Origin of the sequence: Trichocoleus sp. FACHB-591 (assembly GCF_014695845.1) — a bacterium.
Classification (GTDB): Bacteria; Cyanobacteriota; Cyanobacteriia; order FACHB-46; family FACHB-46; genus Trichocoleus.
The window spans coordinates 1-15,806 of sequence record NZ_JACJPA010000047.1 but is presented as its reverse complement, the minus strand read 5'-3'; the positions used below and the strand labels follow the sequence as shown (position 1 = coordinate 15,806).

13 protein-coding genes are annotated in these 15,806 nt (G+C 49.7%); 4 read left to right on the top strand and 9 right to left on the bottom strand.

Annotated features, from left to right (window positions below; translation table 11 throughout):
* Nucleotides 1-115: 115 nt before the first annotated feature.
* From H6F90_RS10300 to H6F90_RS10265, 8 genes are all read right to left on the bottom strand, one after another.
* On the bottom strand, nucleotides 116-2,125 hold the full coding sequence (locus H6F90_RS10300; RefSeq protein WP_199295843.1) for an ATP-binding protein: 2,010 nt from the start codon (nucleotides 2,123-2,125) through the stop codon (nucleotides 116-118).
* Between the two features lie 125 nt (nucleotides 2,126-2,250).
* Nucleotides 2,251-4,854, bottom strand: coding sequence for a cache domain-containing protein (locus H6F90_RS10295; protein WP_190552397.1), 2,604 nt, complete (start codon nucleotides 4,852-4,854; stop codon nucleotides 2,251-2,253).
* 247 nt (nucleotides 4,855-5,101) lie between these two features.
* Entirely contained in the window at nucleotides 5,102-6,505 is a 1,404-nt protein-coding gene (locus H6F90_RS10290; protein WP_190552396.1) for a sensor histidine kinase, read from the bottom strand.
* A 1-nt stretch (nucleotide 6,506) separates the two neighbouring features.
* Nucleotides 6,507-8,168: a response regulator gene (locus H6F90_RS10285; RefSeq protein ID WP_190552395.1), complete on the bottom strand. Its 1,662-nt coding sequence runs from the start codon at nucleotides 8,166-8,168 to the stop codon at nucleotides 6,507-6,509.
* A gap of 171 nt (nucleotides 8,169-8,339) precedes the next feature.
* Nucleotides 8,340-8,615 carry a UBP-type zinc finger domain-containing protein gene (locus H6F90_RS10280; RefSeq protein ID WP_190552394.1) on the bottom strand — a complete coding sequence of 92 codons (276 nt, stop codon included), beginning with the start codon at nucleotides 8,613-8,615 and terminating at the stop codon, nucleotides 8,340-8,342.
* Between the two features lie 91 nt (nucleotides 8,616-8,706).
* Complete coding sequence (locus tag H6F90_RS10275) at nucleotides 8,707-9,282, bottom strand: antibiotic biosynthesis monooxygenase (RefSeq protein WP_190552393.1); 576 nt, start codon at nucleotides 9,280-9,282, stop codon at nucleotides 8,707-8,709.
* Nucleotides 9,283-9,391: 109 nt separating this feature from the next.
* Entirely contained in the window at nucleotides 9,392-10,228 is an 837-nt protein-coding gene (locus H6F90_RS10270; protein WP_190552392.1) for an alpha/beta fold hydrolase, read from the bottom strand.
* A 93-nt stretch (nucleotides 10,229-10,321) separates the two neighbouring features.
* Nucleotides 10,322-11,071: an alpha/beta hydrolase gene (locus tag H6F90_RS10265; RefSeq protein WP_190552391.1), complete on the bottom strand. Its 750-nt coding sequence runs from the start codon at nucleotides 11,069-11,071 to the stop codon at nucleotides 10,322-10,324.
* A gap of 764 nt (nucleotides 11,072-11,835) precedes the next feature.
* Between H6F90_RS10265 and H6F90_RS10260 the strand changes: the two genes are divergently transcribed.
* The 4 genes from H6F90_RS10260 (at nucleotide 11,836) to H6F90_RS10245 (ending at nucleotide 15,531) form a co-directional block, all read left to right on the top strand.
* Nucleotides 11,836-12,327, top strand: a complete 492-nt coding sequence (locus tag H6F90_RS10260) for a cupin domain-containing protein (protein WP_190552390.1) — start codon at nucleotides 11,836-11,838, stop codon at nucleotides 12,325-12,327.
* 96 nt (nucleotides 12,328-12,423) lie between these two features.
* Nucleotides 12,424-13,344 (top strand): alpha/beta hydrolase, encoded by a 921-nt coding sequence (locus H6F90_RS10255; RefSeq protein ID WP_190552389.1) that lies wholly within the window; start codon nucleotides 12,424-12,426, stop codon nucleotides 13,342-13,344.
* Between the two features lie 29 nt (nucleotides 13,345-13,373).
* Nucleotides 13,374-14,957: a GMC family oxidoreductase gene (locus H6F90_RS10250; RefSeq protein WP_190552388.1), complete on the top strand. Its 1,584-nt coding sequence runs from the start codon at nucleotides 13,374-13,376 to the stop codon at nucleotides 14,955-14,957.
* A 64-nt stretch (nucleotides 14,958-15,021) separates the two neighbouring features.
* Complete coding sequence (locus H6F90_RS10245; RefSeq protein WP_190552387.1) at nucleotides 15,022-15,531, top strand: peptidoglycan-binding protein; 510 nt, start codon at nucleotides 15,022-15,024, stop codon at nucleotides 15,529-15,531.
* 95 nt (nucleotides 15,532-15,626) lie between these two features.
* On the opposite strand, the gene H6F90_RS31465 is transcribed toward H6F90_RS10245, so the two are convergent.
* Nucleotides 15,627-15,737 (bottom strand): pentapeptide repeat-containing protein, encoded by a 111-nt coding sequence (locus tag H6F90_RS31465; RefSeq protein ID WP_370587989.1) that lies wholly within the window; start codon nucleotides 15,735-15,737, stop codon nucleotides 15,627-15,629.
* Between the last annotated feature and the right edge of the window lie 69 nt (nucleotides 15,738-15,806).

Below are 15,806 nucleotides of genomic sequence, written 5' to 3'. Positions count from 1 at the left end.
TAGATCCCTTTTAGTGAACTTACACCTACTAGGGGAGAGAACTATGAGGGTTTGGCCTAATAGAATGAACCACTTTCTGTGGCCACAGCCTGCCCGCATTCCAGGTCGCTCAAGGTTAGTTTGCAGACAAAGCCGCGCTTAGCTCAGTTAGATCGACGGGCTTGACTAAATGCACCGCGAAACCTGCTTGACGAGAGCGATCGCGGTCTTCTGGCTGACCATAGCCGCTTAGAGCTAAGAGTCGGATCTGGCTCAAGGCTGGTACGTGACGGAGACGACGAGCCAGCTCATAACCATCCATCCCCGGCAGCCCAATATCCAGCACCGCGATGTCTGGCAGAAAAGACTGAGCGATCTCCAGCCCTTGGAGACCGTCGTAGGCAACTTCCGTGATATGCCCACAGAGATTTAGCGAGATCGCCAAGACTTCAGCCGCATCCATATTGTCATCAACGATGAGGATACGAAGTGGCTGCTGACCCGTCGGCGCAGGGATGTCAGCTAGAGTTTTCTCACTTTGAGCCAACTGAGGCGCTAATGGCAACCACACCGAGAATTCGCTACCTTGGCCTTTGCCTGCACTCGCCGCTGATACTCGTCCTCCATGTAGGGTGACTAGGTTTTTGACAATTGCCAGTCCAAGCCCTAAACCTCCCTGCGATCGCTCAATAGACTGCTGCTCCTGGTAGAACAGGTCAAATACTTTGGGTAAGAGTTCAGGCGCAATGCCGTTCCCCGTATCCCTGACACGCAACCATACTTCGCTGTCTACCCGCTCCGCTAAGATGCTAATCTCACCTTCTGGCTCGGTGTATTTAGCTGCATTATTCAGCAAGTTCGCAATCACCTGTGCCAACCGTCTAGGATCAGCTTCAATCATGAGCCCTGTGCTAGGCACCCCAATTGTGAGGTTGTGTCGGCGTTGTTCTAATAAAGGGCTGCACTGCTCCACCGCTTCTGCAACGATCGCTGCTAGTTCCAAGGGTTCCTGCTGGAGCGTCAGCTTGCCCCGAGCGAGACGCGATACATCCAGTAAATCATCGACCAGACCTACTAGGTGATGCACTTGACGCTCAATCACTGTCCGTTCTTTGTCTACTTCTGAGATGCCGCGCAGTCGCATCAGGTTCAGCGCAGTCAGGATTGGCGCGAGCGGATTGCGGAGTTCATGCCCCAGCATAGCCAAGAATTCATCTTTAGCTCGGTTGGCTAACTCAGCTTCACGCTGGGCATTGGAAATCTCAGTCACTTCAAAGGCAACTACAACGATGCTGTCGGTCTTGTCATACTCATCGGGGAGAGGTTGGTAAACGACCTCAAAGAAGCACTCCTCAATCGTCTGTGGCTGACCACGATTCAGCATTACCTGGATTCTGCCTATGTAGGGTTGCCCCGTTGTGTAAACAACGTCGAGTAACTCATAAATACCCTGACCCGCCAACTCAGGCAGCGCCGCCTGCACTGACTTACCCACCACTAGTCTGTGACCAACCAGTTCCAGGTAGCGCTCGTTAGCAAACTCAAAGACAAAATCTGAGCCTCGCAGGACAGCAATCCCTACAGGCGCATGTTTAAAGATGCGCGATAGTTGGTTGGCATTGGCTTGCAACCGTTTTTCAAGCAGTACCTTTTCAGTTGTTTCTGTAAATGTGACGAGGATACCTGCGACGTTACCAGCGTCATCTGGAACAGGGCTATAAGAGAAATTGAAGTAGCAATCCTCTGGATAGCCAAAGCGATCGATCGTGAGCTTAAAATTATCAAAGCCAAAGGACTTGCCTTGCCATACCTCTGCCCACATGGGACCAATGGTGCTCCAAATCTCTGGCCAAGTTTCTTGGGCACTAATTCCTAAAGCTGCTGGATGCTTATCACCTAAAATCGGACGATAGGCGTCGTTATAAAACTGAGTAAATTCCTGTCCCCAAGCAATGTACATTGGCAACTGACATTGCAGCAGGATACGAACAGCAATCTTTAGGCTTTGGGGCCAAGTCTCTGCCGATCCGACCGGCGTTTTAGCCCAGTCAATCGTCCGCATGAGCGCACCCATTTCTCCACCACCAGAGAAAGTAGCATGAGCGGCTAACCAATTCGTTTCGTCCCTAGATGCATCCGGTTGCATAGGCCTGTGGTCAACAGTTATTGATTTGTAGTCCCCTACTTCTCATCCTAGAGGATGCGCTTCTAGAGGCTCAGGATTTGCAGCTTCACTACTGATTTGGCTGGTTACTTACTGGAACTAAGTCATTAGCGGAGTTGACTAGAATCAGAATTTTCGTGACCTTCCAGTAACACTTCAAAAGTTGTCCAACCTTGGCCGCTGTCTACTCGTAGCTCTCCACCTATTTGCGCCACTAGCTTTTGTACCAAGGCTAGTCCTAGACCAGTTCCACCTTGCCGCCACGGGTCGGCGTGAGGCACTCGGTAAAACTTCTCAAAAATATGAGGCAATGCAGCAGGCGGAATTTCTGCTTGATTACTCACTTCAAACTGAGTCCTGAGTGCCGCAGGTTGATCAGGGAGCGCGGGGTCGATCTGCTGCTCAACTCTCAGTTGAATCTCGCCTTGAGGTGGCGTGTATTTACAGGCATTATTGAGCAACTCAGCTAGTAATCGAGCTAAGCTATTGCGGTCTGACTGAATCGGCAGAACATGAGGTGGTAGATCAACTGTGAATTGTTGACCCCGCTCTTGCATGCGGGTCGAAAATGGTTGGACGATGCTGGTCAGCCAGTCTTGAAGCACAATTGTCTCAAGGGATATAGGATAGCGATCTGCTTCAAGTCGCTGTAAGTCTAGCAAGTCATTGATTAGGTTCGCTTCTCTGGCGCACTCAGCTTGTAGGATTTCTAGGTATTGCTGCTGCCGCTCTGAGGAGGGAGAGAGCTTGAGCATGTGAAGTGCCAGCTTCATGTTAGAGATTGGCGTACGCAGTTCGTGGGATACGGTACTCAGGAAGTCATCTTTGAGTTGATGCAGATGTTGCAAAACTTCGACTTGGGCTTGAGCTGCTTGATATAAGCGAGCTTGACGAATGGCGATCGCGCACTGATTGGCTGCTTGTTGCACTAAGCGGACCTCTAGGTCATCGAACACGCAGTTGGGCAGGCGGAAGATCCATAGGTCTCCTAAGACTCCCTGATCATCAAAGATTGGGCAAGCCAAAATCGCCGCTTGAGGTCTACTAAACTTGGGTGCTAAGCGACAGAACTGCAGGATCTGCCCCTCCAGCAACGCTTGGTGGACATCTGAGACAGTCTCTAGAGGTAATGCACCGCTCTGACTAGAAGGCCAACCAGGCGTCACCGCCTCGTAGTGGATTGTAATGACGTTTTTCTCTAGATCATATAGGGCGGCATTACAGCACTCTGCGATTAGCGCCTGGTTTAATTCCTGCACCACAGTTTCTAGAATCTGGGCTTCATCCAAACTGTCCCGCACCTTATCTGTAACTCTTTTCAGCAGTGCTTCTAAATCGAGGGCTTGTCGCAGTTGCAAGGTGCGTTCTTGTAATTCGGCTGTGCGCTGTGTCACGCGCAGCTCTAACTCATCCTTCACTGCTTCTAGAGCTGCAAAAGAGCCTCGCAATTGCGCCGCCATCTGGTTATGAGCTTGAGCTAAAACTCTAAATTCATTCACCCCTCCGAGGCTGACAGTTTGGTTAAAGTTCCCATTGGCTAGGGCTTGGGAGGCCGAGCACAAACGGAGAATTGGGTCAGTAATGCGGTGAGACGTGAGCACTCCTAGAACGATCGCCACCAGCAACGCCCCTAGGCACAGCAAAACCGTAGTGCGTCGGCTTGCTTCGATGTGCTCCATAAAATCTGCTTCTGGCACCACCACTACAATCAACCAATCCAACCCATAAGGGTCGGTAAAGGGCATGACTTGCACAAACTGCCGCTGACCCTCCACGACAAAATCGAGTTGTTGGCTCTGCCGAATAGAGCTAAGACTACCAAAGTATTTTTGTAATTGTTGCGCCGTCAGGCGAGTCATCTGATTCCGGCTGGCGATCGCACTTAGCCGTCGTCGCGGGTCCGCCACTCCCTCTAGATTCAAGCTAAAAGGTAGCTCAGCCGTTGAACTAGCCACGAGGTTGCCTGAGCGCTCGATGATAAAGGTTTGTCCAGAGCGGCCCACCTTCAGCCGGTGCAAAAAGTCATCCAGTTGTGAGAGTGAAACCGTGGCATTGGTCGCACCAATTAAAGTCCCCGCTCCGTCATAAATAGGTCGAGTGGCACTGACGGCTAGCCCTCTAGAAGAGAAATAGGGATAGACTGCTGTCCAAGTTGGTTTATTTGCTTGCACCGCCTCGCGATACCAGGGACGAATCCGAGGGTCGAAGGTGGTATCCAGCCGGATCAATTGCTGGCGATTACCTTGCTGATTAATCGTGTAGGTGTGGTACTTGCCAGCAGTGGAGGCATCGATTACGCGAATGACGAGGGTTCCGTCCTGCAAGCGGTCCACAGCATGAATCTCTCCCTGCTCACTGCCAAAGGCGATCGGGTTTAAAGACTGAAACAACTGCATTTGTTGCCAGAAATGCTGCTCCAAACGCTTGCCGTCTCGCAAATTCAACTCCCCTAAGCGAAACGCACTGGCGTTGATCGCAGTGACCAATTGCGGAGTTTCTAGATAGTTAGCAAGATGCTGATGGACGCGATTTGTAACTTCGTTTCTCAGCTCAGCCGCAACTTCATTGACTGCTCTCTGACCATCTCTTAAGGAAAAATATGCCGTTAACCCAACCGCCGCGGTAATTTGCAGAACAAAAGGAACAATGAGCGCTACTCTGAGCGGCACATTCGATAAACCTCTAAACAGGGGATGCAAGAGCTTCTGCATGTATCCTAGTTTAGAGCCTGCTTAAAAGTGAGTGGGCAGTGGAGTCATTCATGATAGGTACAAAGCAAAAATTATAATAGCTTTTACTTAATACCTTCTAGCCGTGCCTGTCCTGTAGCTTAAGTGTAGCTCAGCAGCCTCACATAATGGTTCGCGTCACGCTTGATCAGGAATTTCTGGCAAGGGGTAACCGAGTGATCGCACCCCTGCCAATAATATGCTGAATCATTAGGATGGTTGCCCCAGCTTACACGAGAGGTAAGCAAATGCTAAAACAAGTGTTTCCCGGCTGCGATTCAACTAAAATCGTACCTTGGTGACGATTTTCGACAATGCGCCGCACAGCTTCTAATCCAAGTCCTGAGCCTTTGCCTACTGCTTTGGTCGTGAAGAATGGCTCAAAGATGCGTGACTGAATTTCAGGCGGAATGCCATCGCCAGAATCCATGATGTCAACGCGGACAGAATGCTCCTTACGTTGCGTGGTAATGGTCAGCACTCCTTTGCCATTCATAGCATCAATGGCGTTATCGATTAAGTTCGTCCACACCTGATTGAGTTCGCTGCCATAAACCAGTAACTTGGGCAGCTGCTTATCATAACACCGTTTAACTTGGACTCCCTGCTTGAGTTTATGAGCAAACAATCGCAAGGTATCTTCCAATCCTTGATGCACATCTACTTCTTGTCGAGTGCCTTGATCCAAGTAGGAATAGGACTTCATCGCTTGCACCAGTTCTGAAATTCGCTCTGCTCCCCGCAGACCATGTTTAATCATGGATATCACCTCAAACGAAAGTGATAGCCATTGCAACCCAATCTCGCGTAATTCAGTGGGGTCATCTCGCCAACGCACCATCAGTTGGTCTAAGGTTTCAGTCTCAACGCCTCCCTCTGCTAGGGGTTCTGCCAGTTTCCATGCTTGGCTAACTCCATAGTCTTCTAGCCAATTTTCTAAGATTTCGGTGCGATCGCTCAGAGTTACAGCATCTACGCGATTGTTCAGAATCAAGTCATAGCCTACATCCCGCGTCTGTAGCCACTGTTGCGTATGTGCGTCATCCACTTGGCGTTTACCATAAACCAAGTTCATGCGCTGGAGTTCTAGAATGGCTGGGGGCATTTCTCGCAATGCGCGCACCAGTGCGGCGGCGGGATTGTTGAGTTCATGAGCTAGACCTGCGGCTAGCGTGCCCAGGGCTGCCATTTTCTCCCGCCCCCGGATGAAGGACTCTAACCCACGCAACCGTTGTTCCACAATACGGAACACCATCCGCTCGAACGTGCGGCATTCGTGCAACAGCGTCAGAAAGTCACTGGCTTCAATTTCGTGAAGATGGCAATCTGTGATGGCTCGCAGGGTCACTGGAGCAGGCTCATCTGTCAGGACTTGAACTTCTCCAAAGAAGGCGGGTGCTTGATGTCTCCCTAGCGGGATCTCTGTCCCCTCACTGCGACGGGTAATCAGCATTTGACCCTTTACCAGGATAAATAAGCCCCGATGCGGATCTCGCTCTTGAATTAGTGTCTCTCCAGCCTGCACCATCACAGTTTGAGTGCGATCGCATACCCACTCTAATCGGGTTTGGGACAGATGTTGAAACGCCTCCAGTTTGAGCAGGTCTTCGATGCACAACTTGCGATTCACCATGTCATACCTTACTTAGATAACGATGGATAAATTGCACCGCGATCGATCCTTCACCCACACCCGATGCCACCCGCTTCACGGAGTTATACCGCGCGTCTCCAGCGGCAAAAATGCCGGGAACACTGGTTTCTAAAAGAAAAGGCGATCGATCCTGATTCCACCCTTTGGGAGGCTTACCATCACGGATCAAGTCAGGCCCAGTCAAGATAAACCCTCGCTCATCTCGCTCTACTACGCCATCCAACCAGTCGGTTTTGGGCATTGCCCCGATAAAGATAAACAAAGAGGCAGCTTCGACGGTTTCGCTCTCGCCTGTGTGGATGTTTTTGATGACAATCGCCTCTAGGTTTTTGTCGCCTTTGACTTCCTCAACCGCACAACCGACACAAACTTTGATGTTATTTGTCGCTTCTATCTGGTCAATTAAGTACTGCGACATACTCTTGGTTAAGGGCGATCGCACCAACATCACGACTTCGAGGGCATATTTAGAGAAGTGCATCGCGGCTTGTCCCGCAGAGTTGGCACCGCCCACAATATAAACGGTTTCACCCTGGCAAGCGATCGCTTCGGTCATCGCTGCTCCGTAATAGACGCCCGCTCCACACAGTTGGTCCATGCCTGGCACATCCAACTTGCGATAGGCAACTCCGGTTGCTACTAACAGCGCGTGACAACTAATTTCGCTGCCGTCAGCCAAATGCAGAATTCGGTAGGGATTAGTGATCTCGACTGCTGTTACTTCTTGAGGAGTGAGAATTTCTACCCCAAATCGTCGCGCTTGGGCTACCGCTCGCCGAGCCAAGTCTACCCCACTTAAGCCTACCGGAAATCCTAAATAATTCTCAATGCGTGAGCTAGAACCCGCTTGCCCGCCTGGGGCTTGACGCTCAATCATGACGGTGCTGAGTCCTTCCGAGGCTCCGTAAACCGCAGCGGCTAACCCTGCTGGCCCGCCACCAATAATAGCTAGGTCGTAGAAAGGACGCTCTGCTTGGGTTTGTAAGCCAATCTTTTCTGCGATCGCCAGATTTGAGGGTTGGATTAACCGGGAACCATCAGGGAACAAAACTAATGGCAATTGTTGCTTGCCATCAGCTTCAGCATATTCCACTAGCTGCGTAGCTTCACCTTCTAGTTCAATATCCAACCACTGGTAAGGCACTTGGTTGCGGGCCAGAAAGTCTTTGACTTGATGAGACAAGGGAGACCAACGGTTGCCAACTACCCGAATGCCTTCAAAGGGAGGCCGAAAAGACGCAAACCAGTCATCGAGCAAATCATCTAAAACTGGATATAACCGCTCTTCAGGAGGGTCCCAAGGCTTGAGTAGGTAATAGTCGATCTGGATACTATTGATGGCTCGAATGGCAGCATCTGTATCCGCATAGGCCGTGAGCAAGGCCCGCTTGGAGTTTGGGTACATATCCAGAGCTTGCTCAAGAAACTCAACTCCGCTCATTTGCGGCATGCGTTGGTCTACCAAGAAGAGTGCCACAAACTCATTGCGTAGCTTGAGCTGTTGTAAGGCATCCAATGCCGCCTGCCCAGAATCCGCTCGCACAATCCGGAAGCGATCGCCATACTGATGCCGTAAATCCCGTGATACTGTTTGCAGCACATCTGGATCATCATCCACGGTGAGAATTACAGGTTTTGCCATCACTCAATCTCCTGTTATTCAACGGCCACAGTTAGGAATTTTGTATACCATTTATCGATTTGATGCTGCATTAACGTATACATATTCAGCATTTCTAGATAGAGAGCTATCTCAAACGCGATTCCGTTCGGGGAAAAAGCCAAACGCTCACTGAATTGATTAATTGATGGCTCAGTAGTTCTTTCCCTCCTCATCGGTAAAACACCACAGCCATTGTTCTCCTAATTCCGCTGAACTAATCACAGCATGTCCGCTCTCCTCATAATGACGACGTGCATGCTGATTTTTGGAGGAATCGCAGCATAGCATCTTGCCGCAGGTCTGACAGATTCGCAGATGTACCCAGCGATCGTTAGTCCGCATGCACTCTTCACACCGGAACATGGGGTAGTTGGCTTTCGGAATTAAGTTTTCCAGAGTCATTTCATTGAGATGTTGACAGGGCATAGATTTTTACTATGTGAATGAGTAGGATGTTTGTTTGGGAAAGAATAATTGGGGAAGAATAAATAGCCTTTTCTGACAACTCCATATCGTTCTATGGAAGGGGATACAGCCATTTGCAAAATAGTTGAGTTAGGTGTGGCATGATGAGATAAGTGAGCAAGGCAACACTGAAGCCTGTACTGATCAGTTGCTGGAGCAATATAGGCAAATCAGACAGTAGTGGTGCCAGCAAATGGTTCGAGATAGGAAGCGTGAGAAACACTCCTAGCCACGTCACTAACACCATTTTGTAGCGAGGGGGCGGCATCTCTACTCTGTTTGGGAGTGTAAACCAGGTTTCCAGTCCGGTTAGGGTTTGAACCGCTTCAGGCTTTTCAATTAGGGGCTGCAATCGCGCCAGCCATTCTTGCCGGATATCAGATTCTAGCCAAGTTTTGAGGTTACTGTACTGATCGAATTTGAGGATGGCAACATATTCAGGGTGAGCATGATTCCACGGTCGAATTACATTGACTCCCAAGTGTCCTCTAAACTTTTGGGCAACCGCAGCGATACCGTGCAACCACTCTTCATACCCATGCTCGCGCCCAGGGCGAACCGTATGAGAAATGATGGCAGTGACCTGCTGAGTTTTTGCATCTGTACCCATTGCTTGGGGTTCAAACATGAAATGCAACCTCAGTGAGCGATCGCTTCAGACCAATGGAGTATCCACTAAATGTTCTGCCAGAAACCAAACCTGTAACTCGTTCGCAACACTTGGCTCACTAACATGATTATCCCTCTTTGAGAAAGTCTAGCAGTGCGGGGTTGACCTGTTCTGCATGAGTCCAGTTGATAGCGTGAGGACCATCAGGGATCACCACTAGACGACTATCTTTAATGAGCTGCGGCAACCTCTTACCAGTGGAAGCGATCGGAAGGATGCGGTCAGCCTCACCTTGAATAATTAGGGTTGGCACATCAATGTGGGGCAAGTCATCTCGGAAGTCGGTCAACCAGGAGGGTACACAGTCCAAGGTTCCTTTTGCAGAAGCTCCTGCTGCGACATTCCAGCTCATCTGGATGGCCTCATTGCTGATGCGATCGCCGAGAAATACATCGACGTTAAAGAAATTGTGGAGAAATAGAGAGAGATAGGCGGGACGGTCTGCGACAATGCTCTTCATAATGCCATCGAAGACGCTTTGATCCACTCCTTCTGGGTTATCGTCTGTTTTCAACAGGAAGGGGGGCACCGGAGCTATTAGTACTGCTTTACTCACCCGCTCTGAGCCGTACTTGCCGAGATAGCGCGTCACTTCACCCGTCCCCATCGAGAAGCCAACCAGCAAAACATCCCGCAGGTCCAGTTCTGCGATGAGTGTGTTCAAATCTGCGGCGAAAGTGTCGTAATCATAGCCAAAAGAGGGTTGGCTAGAGTTACCAAAGCCCCGGCGATCGTAGGTGATGACTCGGTAGCCTGCTGCCAGCAAAACCCCTACTTGCTTTTCCCAGGAATGTCCGTTCAGCGGAAAACCGTGGATAAGTACCACAGGCTGACCTGCGCCGTAGTCTTCATAGTAGATATCGATGGTGCTGGAATTCTCTTTGCCAACGGTGACGTAAGACATTTTAGAATCTCCTTTTCGTGATTAAGTTTGTGGAATCATTCACCTGTGCCAAGAGGCTATTCTTCTTGGCTACAAAACAGTATTTCAACTAAGCTAGGATGCTTTCATCGCAGCAGTTGCAGCCGCCTCGATAAATTTAGTAACCTCTTTGGGATGAGAGACAAAGGGTACATGGCTGGATTTGATCTCGCTGGTTTTGGCACCGATCCGTTTTGCCATAAAGCGCTCAAGTTCAGGGTTGATCGCCCGATCTTCCTGAGTCACGAGATACCAAGAGGGAATTGTTTTCCAGGCGGCGCGATCGAGTGTTTGGTTGAAAGCGATACTAGCGACTGGCTTTTGGGTTGCTGCCATCACTCGAGCCTCAGCTAAGGAAACATCCTGAGCAAAGAACTCATGCAGCTTGGCTCGATCAATGAAGAGAAAGCCTGCGGTATCAGGCACAATTGCCGTGCTGAGCGGAGGGGCTGCATACCTACCATTCAACTCACTAATCTTTTCGCCGACTTCGGGGGCAAAACCAGCGATATAAACCAATGCCTTGACTTGCGGGTTACCAGCCGCCGCGCTCGTAATCACACTTCCCCCATAAGAATGTCCAACCACCACAACAGCGCCCTTCTGAGCATCAATCACTCGCTTAGTGGTGGCAATATCATCTGGGAGAGAGGTGAGCGTATTCTGCACAGCCGTCACGGTGTAGCCATCTCGTTCTAGCAACGGAATGATGTGTTGCCAGGATGTGGCATCAGCGAAGGTACCGTGAACCAGAACGATCGCGGGTTTGGAGTTGGAGCTTTGGGTTACTTCCTTAGAAGTGGCTACTTCTGCACGTATCAGCACAATTATTGAAACACTGAATGCCAGTAGCAACAGAAAAAACTTTTGAATTTTGATGATTAGCATATTCCACCAAATAGCCGCTTCCTAATGCTTGTTGATAGGATGAATTTGAGGTTGAGGGAACTGCCGAAACACAAAGCATAGATAGTCTTCCGCAGCAGAGGTCGCGTCGAGCTGTCTTTGAATTGTCTTAATTTGCATCACCCTAATTTAGGGAACTCCCTCAGATCTGTCGTCCATTCCAAGTTCATACTTGCAGCCACAAAACGATCAGTCATTGGGCAATCTGAAGTATGGGGTTGGCATCCAACTTAAGTTCAGATCTATCTCAAACTTAGAGGCAAAATTCATACCGCCGTCATCAATGAAGATACGGATATGGCTGTGATTACTCAGGCTAAAAATGGGGTTGAGGCGATCGCGCTGTTCCGCCAAGTGGAACCGATGTAGCCTTAATGGATTTGCATTAAAGCGAAGGATTGCCAGTCTGTAAGCCTGTCATCTTAGCTTAAGTTGGATGTCAACCTGAACTTAAGTTGGATATGAAGCTGATACCTCAGGTTGCTTTATGATTGATCGTTTTGTAGCTTCAAGTATGGACTCTGAATGGACGACAGAGTTGAATTAGTCCCTTAAATTAAGGCCATATAAACGGTTGTAGAAGTGACCTGAGAGGGAAAAAAGAGAGCAGTCAGCGCTGGAATCTTCCAAGAGCCAGTTAGTAACAACTTGTCTGCTGGGAGATGATCTATTGGGAGACGACAATGACTATCAACCAAAATGGACTTTTTGTTCAATCGGATCAAGGTCGTTCTTACTACTTTGGTGAAGATCTCTATACCTTCAAAGCCATTGGTGAAGAGACCGAGGAAGCCTATGCCCTTTGTGAGGTCATCGTTGCACCTCAAGGTGGTACTCCTCCCCATCGACACAGTCGAGAAAATGAATCGTTCTATGTGCAAGACGGAGAGATTGAATTCCAGCTTGACGATCGCACCTTGATGGCAACGGCTGGAACCTTTCTCCATTCACCCAAAGGGCAGCTTCATCAATTTACCAATACAACCTCTGTCCCTGCCAAGATGTTGGTTTGGGTGACACCTGCTGGCTTTGAGAAATTTATTGCTGAAGTGGGAAAGGCAGTGAATGGTCAAATTACAGCGGCCCCACCCTTAATTGCTGAAGACTTAGATAACATCCTCACTACTGCACCTAAGTACGGCATCGAGATTATTCCTCCGCCTTCTCAGCAATGACCACAGGACTGCAACCCACCCCTGCCTAATCAGTGCCAAGGTAGCTGAGCGATCGCTTTCATGACAGATGAATGATGAATCAGAGGATAAGCAGCTATGGAAAGAAGCACTAGTTTTGAGAGTAAAGGGTTAAAGTGTTCTGTCACCTTTTACACGCCAGATAATGTTGCATCTGGCGATCGCTGTCCTGCCATTGTCATGGCGCATGGCATTGGCTTGACCAAAGAGATGGGACTGCCGCAGTTTGCTGAGCGCTTTGCTCAGGCTGGATTCGCCGTCACGCTGTTCGATTATCGCTACATGGGTGCCAGTGAGGGAGAGCCTCGGGGGCAAATGCTCCCGACCGAGCAGCATGAAGACTACCGCAATGCCATTACCTGGACCCAACTTCAAAGCGAAGTTGACCCGGAACGCATTGGTCTTTGGGGCTTCTCCTATAGCGGTGGTCACGTTCTGCACTTAGCAGCATTCGATCGGCGCGTGAAAGCGATCGTGGCCCAAATGCCTACAGTGAATGCATTTCTTAACTCCCGCCGTTTGGCCTCCCCGCTTGCACTCCATGAACTCACAAAGTTGCTTGCAGAAGATCGGATCAAACGGTATCAAACCGGAGAGGTGAGCTACTTCCCCTTGGTTGCCCCGCCCGGTCAACCCTCCTTTCTAGCGACACCCGATGCCTTTACTTGGATTGAATTGGCTAAGGATGCCAGCGAAGGTAGATGGGAAAATCGGCTCACCTTTGAATCGATTGAACATTGTCTCTACTACGAAGCCATTCCTCACCCTGAGGCCATCTTTCCCACTCCGCTCTGTCTGATTGTGGGCGAGCAAGACTTCCTTGCCTCTCCCCAATTGGCCGCCGCTGTCTATGCAGACGCGATCGAACCAAAGTCTTTCACAGTTTTGAAAGGTGGACACTTTGACGGCTTCCAGGGAGAAGGCTTTGAGATTGCCAGCACCACCGCCTTGAGCTGGTTTGGGAAATATTTAAAGCATAAGCCTGCTTGTGAGACATAAAGCCATTACAAATAACCGAGGAAGATGTCATGACCCAGTATGACTACATTGTGATTGGGGCAGGTTCGGCAGGCTGTGTAGTCGCCAACCGCCTCACCGAAGACAGTGACACAACCGTGTTGTTACTTGAAGCGGGTAACCCAGATATAAAATCAGAAATTCACATCCCGGCGCAATGCCTCAGTCTACAAGGCTCTGAGGTGGACTGGGCATATTTCTCTGAACCCGAACCCTACCTGAATGACCGCAAAATCTTTTGTCCTCGTGGGAAAGTTTTGGGCGGCAGCAGTTCGATTAATATCATGATTTATCTGCGAGGCAATCCTCACGATTATGACCACTGGCAGTCATTGGGAAATCCCGGTTGGAGTTACCAAGATGTTTTACCATACTTCAAGAAATCGGAGCACCAACAGCGAGGTGCGTCCGAATTTCACGGAATTGATGGAGAGTTGAGCGTCACCGATCCGATTGCGCCTGCTGTGGTATCTCAACGCTTTGTAGACGCAGCAGTAGCAGTAGGATATGACCACAATTCTGATCCTAATGGAATGCAGCAAGAGGGGGCAGGACTCTATCAATTGACCATCAAGGATGGTAAACGACATAGTACCGCTGCTGCCTTCCTTGTGCCCATTCTCCAGCGTCCCAATTTGACGGTAACGACAGGAGCATTTGTCACTCGCTTGTTGTTCGAGGGTACTCGCACCATTGGAGTCGAATATCTGCACGAAGGCACGCTGCACCAAGTTAGGGTTAACCACGAAGTGATTCTAAGTGCTGGCGCGTTCGATTCGCCCAAGCTGCTCATGCTTTCCGGCATTGGCGATGCAGAACACCTGCAAGCAATGGGAATTCCAGTAGTGGCTAATTTACCGGGTGTGGGTCAAAATCTTCAAGACCACCCTGTTGTGGCCGTAGCACATGAAGCAACTCAGGATTTACACCCAGCAAGCACCAGTAGTGTCGCTGAAGCGGGCTTGTTTTTGCATACTCCAGGCAGTCTGGATGCTGCGCCAGATTTGCAGTTTCTCTTCGGCCCCGTTGTGTTGGCACCGCCCGGTTATGCCCACTCGGGTTTAGGCTTCACCAGTTTCGTCTGTTTGACTCATCCCCAAAACATTGGCAGTGTCAGTTTGCGTTCCTTCGACCCCAAAGCCGCACCGATGATTCAAATGAACTTTCTCCAAAGTGAAGCGGATGTGCAAAAGCTCGTGATCGGGATCAAATTACTTCGTAACTTGTTCGGTGCCAGTGCTTTGGATGAGTTTCGTGGTGAGGAAATCGCTCCGGGTGCCGAGAAGCAAAGTGATGCAGCCCTCGTTGCTTACGTCCGGGAAACTTGCAGTACCGTGTGGCATCCGGTGGGCACTTGCAAAATGGGCACTGACCCAATGGCAGTGGTAGATCCTGAACTCCGCGTACATGGAATTGAGGGGTTACGGGTTGTGGATGCCTCGATCATGCCAACAATCACCACAGGCAATACGAACGCACCGACGATCATGATTGGCGAAAAAGCCGCCGATTTAATTAAAGCCGCAGGTCGTGTTTCACAGCAAGCTGCTTCCGTGATCGCGCAGAGCACAGCACCAAGGGCGATCGCAAACTAACGCGATCGCACCGATACAGCCCTATTAATCATCTCCTTTGACTGTGTAAATTAGGCAATGCATCATGAGAGCTATCACAATTCAAAACTCAATTCCTCAAATCACTTTTGTGCTATCCAAAGTATTTTTGCCAACAGCCTTAGCAGCAGAACTGCTGGGAGTTTCACTATCTGGTAAAGCGATCGCGCAACCCTGCTGCATTAGTGAAGCCTGGTCCCTAGACAAAACGCAGGTCGTACCTATATCTTCACAACAAGGGCATCCAGTTTTGATCGCCACCGCGTATACTGATCTTACATTACCCACCCTGCGACGTGGCGATCGCGGCAGAAGCGTTCAACTGTTGCAGCAAGTTCTCTCAGACAATGGCTTTTTAGGAGCCGCAGGAGTCAGATTAAGAAATCCGAGTGGTGCCGTTGTGGATGGAGTGTTTGGTCCCATTACGGAATCTGCGGTGAGAGATTTACAGCAGCGGTACAAAGTTCCAGTAACAGGGCAGGTAAATCCTCGAACTTGGGAAGTGTTAGATATGCATGAAAATCCTTATCGAGCCCCGCTTCCTTGGAAAGGATAGTTCTTTGCCAGACTTGGGGTTAACGGGTGAAAAAGAGGCACCGTTTCCACTGCCATCAATGAATGTTATCAACGCATGATAAATGTTTAGTTTCTTCAAGTCCTACTACCCTGTAGCCTCGCGCCCTTTAGATTAGTCTGCTGTAGAATTACTTCTTGTAGGCTAGTAGTTCGACACACCGATTTTGACAGGTAGAGAGAAGTCAGGGAAACTGGTTGAAAATCAACAATCCCCTCCTCATGCCAGAAAAGTACACGGTCACCCTCACCCCTGAG

Bases quoted from the DNA above. Each gene is read 5' to 3' on its own strand.
- H6F90_RS10300 (WP_199295843.1), bottom strand. From the start codon at position 2,125: ATGCAACCGGATGCATCTAGGGACGAAACGAATTGGTTAGCCGCTCAT.
- H6F90_RS10295 (WP_190552397.1), bottom strand. From the start codon at position 4,854: ATGCAGAAGCTCTTGCATCCCCTGTTTAGAGGTTTATCGAATGTGCCG.
- H6F90_RS10290 (WP_190552396.1), bottom strand. From the start codon at position 6,505: ATGGTGAATCGCAAGTTGTGCATCGAAGACCTGCTCAAACTGGAGGCG.
- H6F90_RS10285 (WP_190552395.1), bottom strand. From the start codon at position 8,168: ATGGCAAAACCTGTAATTCTCACCGTGGATGATGATCCAGATGTGCTG.
- H6F90_RS10280 (WP_190552394.1), bottom strand. From the start codon at position 8,615: ATGCCCTGTCAACATCTCAATGAAATGACTCTGGAAAACTTAATTCCG.
- H6F90_RS10275 (WP_190552393.1), bottom strand. From the start codon at position 9,282: ATGTTTGAACCCCAAGCAATGGGTACAGATGCAAAAACTCAGCAGGTC.
- H6F90_RS10270 (WP_190552392.1), bottom strand. From the start codon at position 10,228: ATGTCTTACGTCACCGTTGGCAAAGAGAATTCCAGCACCATCGATATC.
- H6F90_RS10260 (WP_190552390.1), top strand. From the start codon at position 11,836: ATGACTATCAACCAAAATGGACTTTTTGTTCAATCGGATCAAGGTCGT.
- H6F90_RS10255 (WP_190552389.1), top strand. From the start codon at position 12,424: ATGGAAAGAAGCACTAGTTTTGAGAGTAAAGGGTTAAAGTGTTCTGTC.
- H6F90_RS10250 (WP_190552388.1), top strand. From the start codon at position 13,374: ATGACCCAGTATGACTACATTGTGATTGGGGCAGGTTCGGCAGGCTGT.
- H6F90_RS10245 (WP_190552387.1), top strand. From the start codon at position 15,022: ATGAGAGCTATCACAATTCAAAACTCAATTCCTCAAATCACTTTTGTG.